General features: G+C 38.3%; 13 protein-coding genes and 1 tRNA gene. 7 read left to right on the forward strand and 7 right to left on the reverse strand.

Annotated features, from left to right (window positions below):
• Positions 1–127: 127 nt before the first annotated feature.
• A complete protein-coding gene (locus C8P65_RS08115) occupies positions 128–1,303 on the reverse strand; it encodes an alpha-hydroxy acid oxidase (RefSeq protein ID WP_107782373.1) in 1,176 nt (391 codons plus the stop codon).
• Between the two features lie 318 nt (positions 1,304–1,621).
• On the opposite strand from C8P65_RS08115, the gene C8P65_RS08120 reads away from it, so the two are divergent.
• The 4 genes from C8P65_RS08120 (at position 1,622) to C8P65_RS08135 (ending at position 8,381) form a co-directional block, all read left to right on the forward strand.
• Positions 1,622–3,745 (forward strand): Tex family protein, encoded by a 2,124-nt coding sequence (locus C8P65_RS08120; RefSeq protein ID WP_107782374.1) that lies wholly within the window; start codon positions 1,622–1,624, stop codon positions 3,743–3,745.
• Between the two features lie 169 nt (positions 3,746–3,914).
• On the forward strand, positions 3,915–4,913 hold the full coding sequence (pdhA, locus tag C8P65_RS08125; RefSeq protein WP_009389836.1) for a pyruvate dehydrogenase (acetyl-transferring) E1 component subunit alpha: 999 nt from the start codon (positions 3,915–3,917) through the stop codon (positions 4,911–4,913).
• A gap of 34 nt (positions 4,914–4,947) precedes the next feature.
• Positions 4,948–6,549 carry a dihydrolipoamide acetyltransferase family protein gene (locus C8P65_RS08130; protein ID WP_107782375.1) on the forward strand — a complete coding sequence of 534 codons (1,602 nt, stop codon included), beginning with the start codon at positions 4,948–4,950 and terminating at the stop codon, positions 6,547–6,549.
• A 125-nt stretch (positions 6,550–6,674) separates the two neighbouring features.
• Complete coding sequence (locus tag C8P65_RS08135; RefSeq protein ID WP_107782376.1) at positions 6,675–8,381, forward strand: L,D-transpeptidase family protein; 1,707 nt, start codon at positions 6,675–6,677, stop codon at positions 8,379–8,381.
• A gap of 41 nt (positions 8,382–8,422) precedes the next feature.
• Here C8P65_RS08135 and dapA read toward each other — a convergent pair whose 3' ends face one another.
• Both dapA and C8P65_RS08145 read right to left on the reverse strand, forming a co-directional pair.
• A complete protein-coding gene (gene dapA, locus C8P65_RS08140; protein ID WP_107782377.1) occupies positions 8,423–9,295 on the reverse strand; it encodes a 4-hydroxy-tetrahydrodipicolinate synthase in 873 nt (290 codons plus the stop codon).
• Between the two features lie 7 nt (positions 9,296–9,302).
• The gene (locus tag C8P65_RS08145) at positions 9,303–9,821 is read right to left on the reverse strand and encodes a DUF6913 domain-containing protein (protein ID WP_107782378.1); all 519 of its coding nucleotides are present in this window, start codon (positions 9,819–9,821) and stop codon (positions 9,303–9,305) included.
• A gap of 64 nt (positions 9,822–9,885) precedes the next feature.
• On the opposite strand from C8P65_RS08145, the gene C8P65_RS08150 reads away from it, so the two are divergent.
• The 3 genes from C8P65_RS08150 (at position 9,886) to C8P65_RS08160 (ending at position 11,767) form a co-directional block, all read left to right on the forward strand.
• Positions 9,886–10,677, forward strand: coding sequence for a 5'-nucleotidase C-terminal domain-containing protein (locus tag C8P65_RS08150; RefSeq protein WP_107782420.1), 792 nt, complete (start codon positions 9,886–9,888; stop codon positions 10,675–10,677).
• 7 nt (positions 10,678–10,684) lie between these two features.
• Entirely contained in the window at positions 10,685–11,599 is a 915-nt protein-coding gene (locus C8P65_RS08155; protein WP_107782379.1) for a bifunctional metallophosphatase/5'-nucleotidase, read from the forward strand.
• Between the two features lie 88 nt (positions 11,600–11,687).
• A tRNA-Leu gene (locus C8P65_RS08160) sits at positions 11,688–11,767 on the forward strand.
• Between the two features lie 53 nt (positions 11,768–11,820).
• Here C8P65_RS08160 and C8P65_RS08165 read toward each other — a convergent pair.
• The 4 genes from C8P65_RS08165 to C8P65_RS08180 form a co-directional block, all read right to left on the reverse strand.
• Positions 11,821–13,167: a TolC family protein gene (locus C8P65_RS08165; protein ID WP_107782380.1), complete on the reverse strand. Its 1,347-nt coding sequence runs from the start codon at positions 13,165–13,167 to the stop codon at positions 11,821–11,823.
• Between the two features lie 44 nt (positions 13,168–13,211).
• Positions 13,212–13,826: a TetR/AcrR family transcriptional regulator gene (locus tag C8P65_RS08170; protein ID WP_107782381.1), complete on the reverse strand. Its 615-nt coding sequence runs from the start codon at positions 13,824–13,826 to the stop codon at positions 13,212–13,214.
• Positions 13,827–13,967: 141 nt separating this feature from the next.
• Positions 13,968–14,900: a phospholipase A gene (locus tag C8P65_RS08175; RefSeq protein ID WP_107782382.1), complete on the reverse strand. Its 933-nt coding sequence runs from the start codon at positions 14,898–14,900 to the stop codon at positions 13,968–13,970.
• Between the two features lie 37 nt (positions 14,901–14,937).
• Positions 14,938–16,137: a hypothetical protein gene (locus C8P65_RS08180; RefSeq protein ID WP_107782383.1), complete on the reverse strand. Its 1,200-nt coding sequence runs from the start codon at positions 16,135–16,137 to the stop codon at positions 14,938–14,940.
• Between the last annotated feature and the right edge of the window lie 8 nt (positions 16,138–16,145).

A 16,145-nucleotide genomic window follows, 5' to 3' on the forward strand; every position in this document is an offset into this window, starting at 1 on the left:
TGTTTTAAAGCGTTCAGTAAACTCTAAGAGGCTTTGTCCCTTAAATAATTCCATAATACATTAATTTTCAGAGTGCAAATATATGAAATTATTTTGACACCTCAATTTTTATTATTTAATACTTTAACTACTTTTTGCTCGGTAGAGGGTAGGTACCTTCTACTAAGATACTGCTATCTACATCTTGTAAATTCCTATGACCTGAGAAAGCCATAGTAGTATCCATTTCATCATAAAGGATTTGTAGTGCACGGGTTACACCTTCTTCACCATAAGCACCTAATCCGTATACAGGGGCACGTCCAAGCATAATACCACGAGCACCCATAGCCCACGCTTTTAACATATTCTGACCTGTATAGAAACCAGAGTCAATCCATACTTCAGTTTGACTGCCTACCGCACTTACAATATCTGGAAGAGCTTTGATAGATGAAATAGTATCATCCATTTGGCGACCTCCGTGATTTGATACGATAATGGCATCAGCACCATACTTCACAGCATCCATAGCATCTTCAGGTGTCATAATACCTTTTAAGATGATAGGACCTCCCCATAATTCTTTTATTTCAGCAATATCTTTCCAACTAAGACTTGGGTCGAATTGTTCTTTCGTCCAAGAAGAGAGTGAAGAAAGGTCTGATACGTTCTTAGCGTGTCCTGCTATATTGCGGAATGTCCAACGGCGGTTTCCTAAGATATAACGCATTCCCCAAGGAATTTTAGTAGAAAGGTTGATAATATTAGGAATTGTAAATTTAGGAGGGGTAGAAAGTCCATTTTTAATATCGCGGTGACGATTACCAAGTACTTGTAAATCTACAGTTACCATTAAAGCTGAACATTTAGCTTCTTTAGCACGTCTGATAAGATCTTTCATAAACTCACGGTCGCGCATTACATATAACTGGAACCAGAAAGGCTCTACTCCTGCTTCTGCTAAGTCTTCAATAGAACAAATAGACATAGTAGATAGCGTAAATGGAATACCAAACTTTTGAGCTGCTTTAGCCATATGAATCTCGCCATCAGCCCACATCATACCCATAAAGCCTACTGGAGCAGTCATTGCAGGGAATTTTACCTTTTTGCCTAAAAGAGTGCTTTCGAGGGTACGATTATCCATATCAACCAATATTCTTTGCTTAAATTTGATAGGGTTGAAATCGGATACGTTATCGCGATAAGTCGCTTGTGTCCACGAACCAGTATCTACGTATTCGTAGAACATTTTAGGAACATTGCGTTTGCAAACTACACGCAAGTCCTCAATGTTTGTCATTTTAGTTAAATCTCTCATTTAATGAAGTTTTTTATAATTTGTTTTATTACTCCATAGTATTTCCTTTTGTTTAGAAAATCTATAAAGATTTCTTTTTCTTATTTCGGTGGCAAATATATACAATTATTTTTACCTGCAAAAGAAAAAAAAGAAAATTTATAGTAATTAGGGTTATTGTTCGTTTATCCTTCGCTTATCGTTCGCTTATCGTTCGGTCATCCTTCGGTGAATTAGAGGGGCTGACTAGTAGCTAAAGTGAGATAAATAGAGGGTGGTAATGGCTGTTGTTTTTTTAGCTTTTTTGTGTTACCTTTGCCGCCTCATAATTTCAAAAATATGACCAATATTTTATTTATAAAAAATCAAACACAACTGACAGAACGGGCTATTGAGCATACTCTAGAACTGCTTTCCGAAGGCTGTACTATCCCTTTTATAGCTCGCTATCGCAAAGATAAAACTGGTAATCTGGACGAGGTGGCAATTGAACGTATCGCTAAAGCTCAGAATGAATATGACAATATTTGTAAGCGCAAAGAAACCATCTTATCATCGATAGAAGAGCAAGGAAAACTTACCGATGAACTCCGCCAACGTATAGAGACTTCTTTTGAACTAAATGAGTTAGAAGACCTTTATTTACCTTATAAAAAAAGACGCAAAACTAAAGGTGATGTGGCTAAAGAAAACGGCTTGGAGCCTCTTGCCAGACAGATTATGGCACAACGCCCAGCTGACTTGTCTTCGCTTGCCTCTCGTTACCTATCTGATAAGGTAACTACTGAAGCTGAAGCTCTACAAGGGGCTTCGGATATTATAGCTGAATGGATTAATGAGAATATGTTTATCAGGCGTACTCTTAGGAAAGTTTTTCAACGCAAAGCCCTCATTGTTACTGAGGTAGCCAAGGGAAAAGCTGATGAAGAGGAAGCTCAAAAATACTCACAATATTTTGATTGGAACGAGTCATTAGCCAAAGCCCCTTCGCATAGAGTGCTGGCTATGCTCAGAGCTGAAAAAGAGGGATTTATAAAGATGAAAGTACAAGTTGATACAGAGGAAACTTTGCCTTTCATAGAAAAAAATATCATCAAGAGTAGCGGAGAAATAGCTGACTTTTTGCAGAAAACTATAAAAGATAGTTACAAACGCCTTTTAGAGCCTTCAATTGCCAATGAAACGCTTCAGGAAGCTAAAGATAAGGCTGATAGCAAAGCGATTGCCGTGTTTAGTGAGAATTTATCGCAACTATTATTGGCTGCCCCTCTGGGTGAAAAGCGGATTTTGGCTATTGACCCTGGTTATCGAACCGGCTGCAAGGTGGTATGCTTAGATGAGAAAGGCGACCTACTACACCACGATGTTATTTATCCTCACGCGCCTCAGCAAGATACAGCTACTGCTACTAAAAAGCTGCGCACAATGGTTGCTCAGTATAAAATAGAGGCTATTAGTATAGGTAATGGTACTGCTTCGCGCGAGACAGAAGCCTTTGTAAAATCGGTAGCATTCTCTCAGCCAATAGAAATATTTGTAGTGAGTGAAGCAGGAGCATCGGTATATTCAGCCTCTAAGATAGCACGAGAGGAGTTCCCTAACGAAGACGTTACTGTACGAGGTGCGGTATCTATCGGTAGGCGTCTATCAGACCCTTTGGCAGAATTAGTAAAAATAGACCCTAAGAGTATAGGTGTGGGGCAATATCAGCACGATGTGAACCAAACGCTATTGAAAGAAGAGCTTGACACTACTGTGATGCGCTGTGTAAATAAAGTAGGTGTTAATCTGAATACCGCCAGCAAGTCGCTATTGAGCTATGTGTCGGGTATAGGTGACAAAATGGCAGAGAATATAGTAGCGTACCGATCGGCTAACGGAGCCTTCAACAAACGAGAAGCCTTGAAAAAAGTACCGCGCCTGGGAGATAAAGTATACCAGCAAGCTGTAGCTTTCTTGCGCATCAAAGAAGGAGATAATCCGTTAGACAATTCGGCTGTACACCCTGAAGCCTACCCCATAGTACACAAAATGGCAAATGATTTGGGATTGCCTACGGAGAAACTTATAGGCAACAAACAAGCTATTGCAACCATTGATATTCAGAAATATATCACTGATGAAGTGGGGGTATTATATCTGAAAGATGTATTAAAAGAACTTGAGAAACCTGGTCTTGACCCTAGACAGGCTGCTAAAGCTTTTGCTTTTGACCCTAATGTAAAGACTTTTGATGATGTAAGGGTAGGAATGGTATTGCCAGGGATAGTGAATAATATCACCGCTTTTGGTTGCTTTGTGGATATAGGACTGAAAGAGAGTGGTTTAGTACATATTTCGCAACTGAAAGACGGTTATGTATCTGATGTAAATGAAGTAGTAAAACTCCACCAACAAGTAGAGGTAAAGGTGACGGAAGTAGATGAGGCAAGGCATCGGATATCGCTTTCAATGATACTTTAAAAAATGAAAATATATTTTTTTTCATTTTTTTCTTGGTTACGTGATATTTTTTTTGCATCTTTGCAAATATTTTTAAAGACTTCCACCAGAGAGATGATGAGAAGGCTTTTATTATCAACAGATTAGCTAAAAAATAGTAATAGACTTTTTTATATATACATAAAAACAAATGAAAAAATTTGATAAAGAAGTGTACCTAAAATGGTACGAGGACATGCTCTTTTGGAGGAAGTTTGAAGATAAACTGGCAGCGGTTTACATTCAGCAAAAAGTAAGAGGATTCTTGCACCTATACAACGGTCAGGAAGCGGTAGCAGCAGGATGTTTGCACGCTATAGACCCTACTAAGGACAAGATGATTACTTCGTACAGATGCCACGTACACCCTATTGGTTTGGGCGTAGACCCTCGTAGGATAATGGCTGAATTATACGGCAAAGGTACTGGTACTTCGCTCGGTTTGGGTGGATCAATGCACATTTTCTCAAAAGAACATCATTTTTATGGTGGTCACGGTATCGTGGGCGGACAAATAGCCTTAGGAGCTGGTTTAGCTTTTGCTGATAAATTCTTAAACCGTGATGGAGTAACCCTTACCTTTATGGGTGATGGAGCTGTGCGCCAAGGAGCTTTTCACGAAACGCTTAACTTGGCTATGCTTTGGAAACTACCAGTAGTTTTCATCGTAGAAAACAACCACTACGCAATGGGTACTTCAGTAGAAAGAACTGCTAACCACGTAGACATCTGGAAATTAGGTTTAGGCTATGAAATGCCTTGCCAAGCTGTAGATGGTATGCACCCTGAAACAGTAGCTGAGGCAGTATACGAAGCTGTAGAACGTGCTAGAAGAGGTGATGGACCTACTTTATTGGATATCAGAACTTACCGCTACAGAGGACACTCTATGTCTGACGCTCAACACTACCGCACTAAAGAAGAGGTAGAAGAGTACAAGAAACAAGACCCTATCACCAACGTACTAAGCGTAATAAAAGATAAAAAATACGCTACAGACGCTGAATTGGAAGCTATAGACGAACGCGTGAAGAACTTGGTAGCAGAATGCGAGAAATTTGCAGAAGAGTCGCCATACCCAGAACACCATATAATGTACGATGTAGTATACGACCAAGAAAACTACCCATTCTTGCGCAGTAGACTGTAATTAAAGTAAAACACTAATATAAATAACAACATAAATGGCAGAAATTATCAATATGCCACGACTCAGCGACACCATGGAAGAAGGTGTTGTAGCAAAGTGGCTAAAAAAAGTAGGCGATAAAGTAAACGAAGGCGACATTTTGGCTGAGATAGAAACAGACAAAGCTACAATGGAGTTTGAATCGTTTCATTCAGGCACCCTATTGTACATAGGTTTACAAGAAGGTGAAAGTGCAAAAGTAGATACCCTATTAGCTATCATCGGTAAAGAGGGAGAAGATATTTCGGCTCTTATTGGTGGTGGAGCTCCTGCCCCTGCCAAAGCTGAAGCGGCTGCTCCTGCTGCAGCTCCTGCCCCTGCTGCTGCTGGTGCTGCTGTACCTGCAGGTGTAGAAATAGTAACTATGCCTCGCTTGAGCGATACTATGACAGAAGGTACTGTAGCTTCTTGGTTGAAAAAAGTAGGTGACACTGTAAAAGAAGGCGATATTTTAGCTGAGATTGAAACAGATAAAGCTACAATGGAGTTTGAGTCATTCTATGCAGGTACCCTATTATACATAGGTTTGAAAGAAGGCGAAAGTGCTTCAGTAGATTCGCTTTTAGCTATTATAGGCCCTGCTGGTACTGATGTTAATGCAGTATTAGCGGCTGTACAAGGCGGTGGTGCTGCCCCAGCAGCTCCTGCTGCTAAAGCTGAAAGTAAAGAAGCGGCTCCTGCAGCTCCTGCTGCTGCCCCAGCAGCTACTAATGCTAATGACCGTGTATTTGCTTCGCCTTTAGCTAAAAAAATAGCTCAAGATAAAGGTATCAACCTAACAGAAGTAAAAGGTAGTGGTGAAAATGGACGCATCATAAGAAAAGACGTAGAAAACTTTACTCCAAGTGCTAAAGCAGCGGCTCCTGCCCCTGCAGCTGTATCGGCTGCTATACCAACAGTAATACCTGTAGGTGTAGAAGTAACTGAAGAAGTGAAGAACTCACAAATGCGTAAGACAATTGCTAAACGTCTATCAGAATCTAAATTTACAGCACCTCACTACTATTTGGCAATAGAAATAGATATGGACAATGCGATGGCATCGCGTGCTCAAATTAACAGTTTGCCAGATACAAAAATATCATTCAACGATATGGTAGTAAAAGCGTGTGCTATGGCTCTTAAGAAACACCCACAAGTAAACACTTCTTGGAAAGGAGATGTAACCGTGTATAACAAACACGTAAATGTAGGGGTTGCAGTAGCTATAGAAGACGGATTAGTAGTACCAGTAATCAAATTTACTGATACCCTAACGCTTACCCAAATAGGTGCTTTAGTAAAAGACTTAGCTGGTAAGGCACGCAACAAGAAATTAACTCCTGCCGAAATGGAAGGAAGTACTTTCACAGTGTCTAACTTAGGTATGTTTGGAGTAGATGTATTTACCTCTATCATCAATCAACCTAACTCAGCAATCCTTTCAGTAGGTGCTATCATTGAAAAACCAGTAGTGAAAAACGGACAAATAGTAGTGGGACACACTATGCAAGTAACCCTTGCGTGCGACCACCGTACTATAGACGGTGCTACCGGTGCTCAGTTCTTACAAACACTGAAATCATATATTGAAAACCCTGTAACTATGCTTGCATAGTATAACAGAGAAAAGGAAGAAAAATCGCTGCGGCTTATGGCTTGCAGCGATTTTTTTTATGGCACTAATTTTGTTATTTTAGAAAAAAAGAATACCTTTGCGTGCTAATTACACAATTGCTTGATATGAACAAGAGAAACGCAAAAACGATTTGGTTACTACTTACTGCCTTTTTACTGCTGCAAAGCTGTAAGAAAAATCCTGCTTCGCACCCCGATTCATCCTTAAGAGACACGGGAGAAGAGATTTATAAAGAAGCGCTAACCATTGGCGTAGATACTTCTGCTGCTACCTTTGAAAAACTGTTTATAGCTGATGCTGACCAAAAAAAAGGTGTACAATCAGATACTTATAACTATTATACACAAAATGGAAATAAAACACGTTGGCTGTATCAAGATATGCCTTCGCGGCTGTTTGCTGAATATCTCAGCGTATTAGACAGCGTTACTAACGATGGATTAAACCCTGAAACTTATAGGCGCAATGCCTTAGCAAAAGCGGTAGACAGTGCTTATACCCACCAATTATCAGATGAATACAAGGCTAATTTAGATAAGGAAATCACAGCTTCATTCTTTTTACTAACACAACACCTCAGCAAAGGACGACTTAGCAGAAAAAACTATGGCAATCACTCGTGGATTCCTCCTAAAAGTAAAAGGAAAAACATAGATTTACTTTTGAACATAGATGATAAGCAGCCTCTAAGCACTGTAATTAACAGTTTATTACCCCAAAGTAAGCAATATCAGCAGATGAGAGAGAAATACGTTCTGCTGAAAAAACAAACCCTTGATTCTGCTGAGACTATTGATTTTGCAAACTTTAAAGATTTCGTATATGGCTATACTGCCCCTGTAATAGAAAAGTTGCGCAAAGGACTTAAACAAAAAGGTTTTGAAGCTATAGCAGAAGCTGACCCACAGACTGTAGATAGCACTCTAATACGCACAGTACAGCGTTTCCAAGAGAGCAAAGGACTTACCCCTGACGGGGTATTGGGCAAACAAACGCTCTACTTTATCAATATGAATGATACAAGAACACGCGACCTACTAAAGCTAAATATGGAGCGTATGCGGGTGTTTAACAACTACTTAGGCGATCATTACGCTATAGTAAATATTCCTGATTTTAAGCTCTTGTTATTTGAGAAGGATTCTATACTATTTGAAACGAGAGTAGTAGTTGGAAAATCGGCTACCTCTACCCCTATTTTTACGGACACTATACAGTATGTGGAGTTCAGACCTACGTGGTCAGTACCGCAAAGTATCATCAAAAAAGAAATGATACCCCAAATAGTATCACAAGCTAACCCTGAAAAATATAAAAATCGCGGTTATACGATGTATGAAAATGGTAAAAAAGTAGACCCTACCCAAGTAAATTGGAATGACCCAGCAGTACATAAGAGAGGATTCTACTTTGTAGAAGCCCCTTCAGCCAACAACTCGTTAGGCTTAGTGAAGTTTATCTTGACTAACGGTATGAGTATCTACCTACACGATACTCCTTCTAAGCACTTTTTTGACCGCGATTACCGCGCCTTGAGTCACGGGTGTATACGGGTGCAAAATCCTTCGGAACTTGCCTATCATTTACTAAAAAATGAAGAGAGCGAGACTCCTTGGACAATAGAAAAAGTAACTGAAGCGATGCAGAATACTAAAAGAAGTCAGTATCGCATTGCACTGAAGACTAAATATAAAGTAAACATTATCTACTACACAGCTTGGGTAGATAACAACGGAGAGGTAGTTATAAAGAACGATATTTACGAGCTTGACACCCCTCAGCTAAACGAAATAAAGCGGTTTGAAAGTTAGCTTTCAAACCGCTTTATCAATTATGAATTTTGAATTTTGAATTAAGCTTCAATCCTTTTTATTTCTTCTTTTAACGCCTCAGAGGCTTCTACTAATGGCAAGCGCACATAAGGCTGACATAAGCCTTTAGCTGCCAAAATAGCTTTGATACCTGTAGGATTTCCCTCTTTGAAAGCGGCAGCCATCTTAGGCATTAATGCATAGTGCAATTTATTAGCTTCAACCGTCTTACCTTGTAAGCCTAAGCGCACCATTTCTGAGAACTCTTTTGGATAAGCAATGCCAATCACTGAAATAGCCCCACTACCCCCCATATATACTGAAGGTAGCGTAGTAGCATCATCACCAGAAAGGAAGGTAAAATTAGCAGGCATATCTTTGAAGATATTCATATCGAGTTGCAAATTACCAGAGGCCTCTTTTACGGCTACTATATTCTCGAAATCATTAGCTAAACGCAGTATCGTTTCAGCTGTAAGTGATACTCCTGTACGTCCTGGTACATTATAAAGAATTATAGGTAATGGACTTTCTGTAGCTACTGCCGCAAAGTGTGCATACAAGCCATTTTGCGAAGGTTTGTTATAATAAGGCGTAACCGAGAGTATCGCTACAAAATCAGTTAAATCGGTAGTTTTGATTTCATCAATTACATTCTGCGTGTTATTACCACCGATACCTAAGACCAAAGGCAAACGCCCTTTATTTGCCTCAATAATAGTGCTGCGCACTATCTTTTTTTCTTCCTTAGTAAGCGTAGGAGCTTCGCTAGTAGTACCTAAAACTACTATGAACTCTACCCCACCATCAATCACATAGTTCACTATATTGGCTAATGCCTTAGTGTCTACCTGCCCATCGGCAGTAAAAGGTGTAATTAGGGCAACACCTGTCCCTTTTAGTTGGCTTGTCATAATTTTTCTATTTATGAATAATTGTACTTAAAACTTTTTTCACTTCGTTTACGAATACGGTTTCCTGATTAGGGGTACAACCGATGACTATATCATTATATTGTAAGTCAATACCCTGAAAACCAATGCGTAATTTGGCTCTGATAGACGAAGAAAGCAGCAACAATGGCAGCTTAGGTTCATTAAAATAATTGATAAGCAAATCATACTCCTGTTCAGCCAAACGGTCGGCGTGGTAATTGCGTATTTTGCCCTGCCAATTGATTTCTTTATCAATGAGAATAGGTGTACCATTAGCGTGTGTTTCTTCTGATACACGTTTATACCCTAAAATGATATAGTTTTCGGGACGTATAGCATAATGCTTAATAAGCCCCAAAAGCGGATTAACATCTTTTACAACGTCCATATCCACTATACAGCCCACTTTGGTTAATTCATTGTTAAACAATTTATTATAATTATCCAAAGCTTTAAAATTCTTGCGAATTTTATTTTTTATATAATAATTCTTTACTATTTCCAAAATATTTGTAATTTTGCGTGTGATTGCAAAGGTAACAATAAATTTTAAATTTAAAAGATTATTTATGAGAAAGTTTAAACAATTAAATCATTACTTCATCGTGTCATTGGTTGCGATAGGGCTTCTTAGTGCTTGCGCTGCCCATATCAACAAACCAGAATTGACAAAAGTAACAGCAAAAAACATAGTAATTACCGATACTATACCTTCTCTAAATCAGGTAGATAAGTTTGTTATGCCCTACAGGAAACACGTAGAGGAAGAGATGAACAAAGTGCTGAGCCAAAATGCAAATGACTTAGTGAAAGACCGTAAACACCCTCGGCTAAATACTGCTATCTCTAACCTATTTGGTGATGCTACTTACGAAATTGTATCGCCTATTTATAAAAAACGTACTGGGAACGATATAGATTTTGTACTGATGAACTGGGGTGGCATTCGCGCTGACCTTGCTAAAGGTCCTGTAACAGTGGGTGATGCCTACGCCCTTATGCCGTTTGAAAACGAGGTAGTAATCGTAACAATGAAAGGTGAAAAAGTGCAAGAATTAGTTGATTACCTTATCAAACACCGCCTCCCCCACCCTCTCTCTAAACAAGTAGCTCTGCAAATAACCCAAGATGGAAAAATTGTAAAATTCACCATTAATGGCAAGCCTTTTGACCCCAACGCCACCTACAGAGTAGCTACTTCAGACTACCTATTCAACGGTGGTGATGCTATGTACTTTTTCGGTAACCCTATACAAAAAGAGGATACGGGCTATAAAATACGCAACGTATTGATTGATTACTTTAAAAAAACAGATGTGATAGGCGCTAAAGAAGACCACCGTTTTGAATACAAACCTTAGAATTATTATGGAAAGAAGAACATTTATTAAAAATATAGGAGCTTCCTCTCTACTTGTAGGCTTAGGAGGACTTGGCTCGCTATCTATGAAGCCTAATAATGCAAAGCATATCACTATTTTGCATACTAATGACACTCATAGCCATATAGACCCTCTACCCCTAAATGACCCCATTAACCCCAATAAGGGAGGGGCTGCCCGTAGAGCACAACTGATAGAACGCATTAGAAAAGAAAACCCTAATACGCTGCTGTTTGATGCTGGTGATATTTTTCAAGGAACACCCTATTTCAACTTCTACGGAGGAGAATTGGAGTTTAAAGTAATGTCGATGTTGCGATATGATGCTGCCACATTAGGCAATCACGATTTTGATAATGGCTTAGAAGGACTTTATGCCCAACTGCCTCACGCTAAATTTGATTTTATCATCTCGAACTACGATGTAAGCAACACAATACTCAACGGACATACAAAGCCTTATAAAATATACTTAGTAGATGGTATAAAAATAGGAGTTTTTGGTATTGGTGTTGAATTGGAAGGATTGGTAACTAAGCAGAATTATGGGGAAACTGTATATCTTGACCCTATAGAAATAGCACAAGATATGGAGCGAAAATTACGCAATGAAGAAAAGTGTGACCTTATTATCTGTCTTTCGCACATAGGTTATGACTATAAAGATAACCCTAAAAAGGTAAACGATCTAAAAGTAGCTGCCCAAACTTCGCATATAGACCTTATTATTGGAGGACATACACACACTTTCTTAGAACGTCCTACCTTGGTAACTAACAGAAGTGGCAATACTACTTTAGTAAACCAAGTAGGGTGCTATGGCATCAATTTAGGGCGCATAGACTTCTATTTTGAAGAAAATATATTAGTGAAAAACAAATCAGTAAGTATTGAAATATAAGTAGTTAGAAAATAATATGCAAAAAAGTTGCTCTTTTTTTTGCATATTAAAAAAAGTTATGTACCTTTGCAGCCGATTTAAAGAGTAGGCCTGAGTGGCGGAATTGGTAGACGCGCACGACTCAAACTCGTGTTCTTCGGAGTGAGGGTTCGATTCCCTCCTCAGGTACAAAAAAAGCTATCCTAATTAGGGTAGCTTTTTTTATTGTCTTTATTTAGTACTTATTTTATAGTATCTAACTTCCCTTGTGATTTGAGCAACTCTATTTCTGCTAACTTATAATCTAAAAGTGCATTTGTATAGTTATTTTTTGTATCAGACAAAGAACGTTCGGCATCTAACAAATCGGTGAGAGAAGCTAAGCCCTGCTGGTAATTATTCTGCGTATTGAGCAACACCTCTTCAGCTAACTTTACATTTTCCTTTTGTGAATCTATTGTAAGTAGATTATTATTTAGTTGGCTATGTGCATTTTCATAAGCCAAATCCATAGCAAGGTGGGTATCTTTGAGGGTAGCTTCTAAAGCTTGGCTCTCTATCTGAGCTTGGCGTATTTTAGCTGTAGTACCAAAACCTGAAAAAATAGGTACACTAACCCCTAATGTAATAGACGAATAGTCAGCCCCATATACTTTATCCTTTTTACCATAAACAATTGGCATTTTAGGCCCCATACTCAAATAGCCATAAGTAGCTTGTAACATCAAAGAAGGATAGAGAGCTGCACGTTTTACCTTTACATTGATATCCAAAAGTTGTTTCTGTTTTTCGAGGACTTGTAACTCTATGCGATTGTTAGAGCTCCCTTTGGCAAAAGCAAGATCGTAATTAGCTTCAAAACCTTCTTTAGGAAGTATGATTTGCTCATTCATAGGCATTCCTATCATATATTTAAGCGCATTTTCAGAGAGTTGTAGTCCGTTAAGGGCTTGCTGTCTTGCAGACTTAAGATTATTCAGCGCTACTGTGGTACGATCTAGGTCTATTTTTTTAGCTAAACCAGCTTCGTTAAGACCTTTTACTACCCCTGCTGTCTTCTCGGTAAGGGCTAGGTTTGCTTCTACATTTTGCAACATCTGACGGGTTTGATATACCTGATAATAGGCTTTAGCTACCTTTTCGATAATCTCATTCTCAGTAAGTTGTTGATTAAGCAGATAAAACTCGCGAGTAGTGCGCGCCGCCTTAAGCCCCATAAATACAGCTTGACTAAAGAGCATTTGAGTAAGTTTAGCTTCAGCATTAGCTGACCATTTTTGTCCCATTTCCATTTTTAACGGCTCATTGCTTATAGGCATACCAGGAAATGCAAAAGTACTAGGATCAATATAAGTGGCTTGTAACTTAGGGTTGTATACCATACCACCTGAAGCTGCAAGGTTAGGCAGTGCATTGGCACGTACTTCTTGTATCTGGTATTCACTCTTCTTCACATCTAAGCGCGCTTTCTCAGCATCGGCTTTGTGTTCTAAAGCGTAATGTATTGCGTCTTTTAGCGTAAGTTCTTTTTGTTGTGCAAAAGAAATTGCTGTAGCGCACAGCAAAATAGTTGTAATGATTCTTTTCATTGATATTTGTTTTTATATGTTAGATAGGCTTTAAACAAGCTTTTTTATATTAATTTTTCATTTTTAAGCTGTAATACACGCTCTAATTCTTTCATACCTTTTTCGTTTACTAATATCCTGAAAAAATACTCCATAAGGGTATAAACAGTATCCCCAAAAGGAAATTCTCTCTCAGGAAAAGTATTGGCAACAGAACGCGAACGTTGTACACTAGAGTAAAAGGTTTTATAAAAATTTACATTGATATCCTCTCTAAAAAGTCCTTCTTTCCAACCTTTTTCTAAGAGTTTATCTATAAAACGGGCATCAGACTTAGCAAATTCTATCTCCATACGCTCGTAGGTTTTGGAGTAATATTTTCGGAGTTCCCAAATAGGACGGTCGCTATTGATATTGAACATCTCTTTTACTTTTTTCTGATTGCGGTATACATTTTCTATTACCGAGCCATCGCCTTGTACAAAAGCGTCTACATTTTTGCAACTCATATCTAAGGCGTAATCTAATACTGCCTCTACTAAGTCGTTTTTAGAAGGGAAGTGCTCATAAAGCGTTTTTTTTGATATTCCCATTTTGCTTGCTAAATCGTCCATTGTAAAGGTTTTAAACCCATACTGCATAAAATCATTCAATGCGCGCTTTACTATTTCTTCTTTCATATCTATATTAATTTGTCAATTTGCTAATTAGCAATTTACCAATTGCTAATCATCTTGAATTCGGGGGCAAAGGTAGTATAAAAAACTTAATAAACAAAAAAAGTTTCCTACTTTTGTAAGAAACTTTATATTTTTTAACCATTATAAACTCAAGAAGGTAAATCCTACACCCACTACTGTTTGCTTGTAATTATAGTCTATCAGTGAGTCGCCATAACCGTGCGAGGCTTGCAAAGCAATGCGTAAATCTCGGCTAAGAGGATATATCCAATTACACTCTATATGCGCTCGATTATGGTTGAGATTCAGATTATTGCGGAGCTTTAGAGAAAAGGCATTCTTTCTGAAAGGAAAAATCAAGGAGAGCTCGCATCTACCTATGTAATTCTCTATATCGGGATTATCGTCTTCGCGAGGCTTTTCAGTAAAACGTTTCCATAAACGCGCATTTATTAGCACCTCATTCCACTGAAAAATACCCATTAGAATAAAGCGATTCCAACTGCGCGAATGAGCAGCCTCTTTGCCGTTAGATTGGTGATTAATTGAAAAACCTGCCATTTTCATTTTGAGGTTTCCTGCTGAAAAATTCAGCGGATAGGTAAAAATAAGCTCTGGTTCATAGTTTATCTCTCTGAAAGGACGCGACAATTTGCCGTTGTACATCTGCCAATACGCTTGTTGGGTGAAAGCTACCCATACATCGCCTTTACCAAAAGCATCTTGCATAACCTTAGCTTTAAGGCTCACCTGAAATTTAGTTTCAATATGCTGATAGTCACGCCACTCAGGCACAGGGCGGTCAGGATTGAGGCTCTGGGGTTGTTCCGTGGGCACATCGGTAAAACGAAACGGCATCACATACATAGGCATATAGTCTACAAACTTAAAAGTACCCCTTTGGTCTTCGCGGTCGAGTTCCCAGTTTTTCGAAAGGATACGCTCTAATTGAAGTGTCTTGCTTATCACAGCTTCTTCTCTTGGAAGCTCTTGTAGTGTATCAATAGTAGTTGTTTTTTGTGCTACTGCACTACTACCTATTATCAGTAGGCTTATCAGTAAAGTATTTTTCATTTCTTTATTTTTTAACGGGGCAAAAGTAGCAAAAAAATTACTTAATAATATAGAGTTTATTACTATTTGTTAGGAGTTTGTAGTACAAATGTACATTCTGATACACCTCATAGTCACCTAATGATTCTGTACTTGCCTCTTTATTTTTCCTGTAGATGGTTTCATTTTGCATAAATACTTCTCTATTACCTTTATCATAATAATAGGGTGTATTTTTCAGTCTAAAAGTCACATTGTCTATCACTAAGTCATAATACTGATTTTCACCGTCATAACTAATATATTGCGGATGTATCATTCCTCTTTTATGACTCTCTGTCTTTTGTCCTGTATCCATTATATCATTGAACAAATTATCATTCCAGCCCTTTTCTAAGCCTTTCTCTCGTAATGAATAGACAGAGAGATCTCCAAAACTATCAGTAGGCAGATAGAAAAACTGCCATTTTTGGTCTTGCCTATATACTACCTTAGCACCTAATTTATCTTTGTTGAGGGCTGCACTTACATCGTCGTCATATATTATTATTTCTTTTAACACATAACATTCAGCTTTTTCTTTTACTATATTGAGGTGCTCTAAACGCTGCTTGGCACTCCACTTATCAGAACCTTCTACAAAAGTAATAGGTTTCATCAGTGTATCACCATCAATAGCCCACGAGGTATAAAAATTGCGAATAGTATTGACAAAGTAATGATTTAAGAAAAATCCTTCACGGCTATGATTTTTCAGCTTTTCAGATACAAATTTATCTATCATTTTTCCGCCTATATCATATTTGTACATAGCTCCTAAATAATGATCAAAGCATACTAATTCGTTCTTAGCGTTTAGAAAATAATAATTATATACATCATCTTCTATCAGAAACTGTATTTCTTTACCTTGTTCGCGATAAGAAGTTTCGTATTCTAATATTTTATAGCGTGCATACTTATCGGGGATTGACCAATCAGAATATACTTTTTTTATATCATCAAGACAGATTACTACAAGTATCCAAAGCAGAAAGACGCCTATACCCCCCATACACCATCGTGCCCAGCGGTAGTAAAAGCTGTAGTAAACGAAAAAACCAAGTACCAGAATCGCACTAATGACCAACCCGACTAAGAATAGGTAGAGTGCTTCGTAAGAGGCATTTAACACCAACAATGAAAATAGTGGCACTAAAATAAGTAGCACAACTACCACCACAGTACCTATTCCTTTTTTTACAGAAGGTTTATCCATATTATAAC

Source organism: Capnocytophaga leadbetteri, from assembly GCF_003054025.1.
In the GTDB taxonomy this organism is placed as follows: Bacteria; Bacteroidota; Bacteroidia; order Flavobacteriales; family Flavobacteriaceae; genus Capnocytophaga; species Capnocytophaga leadbetteri.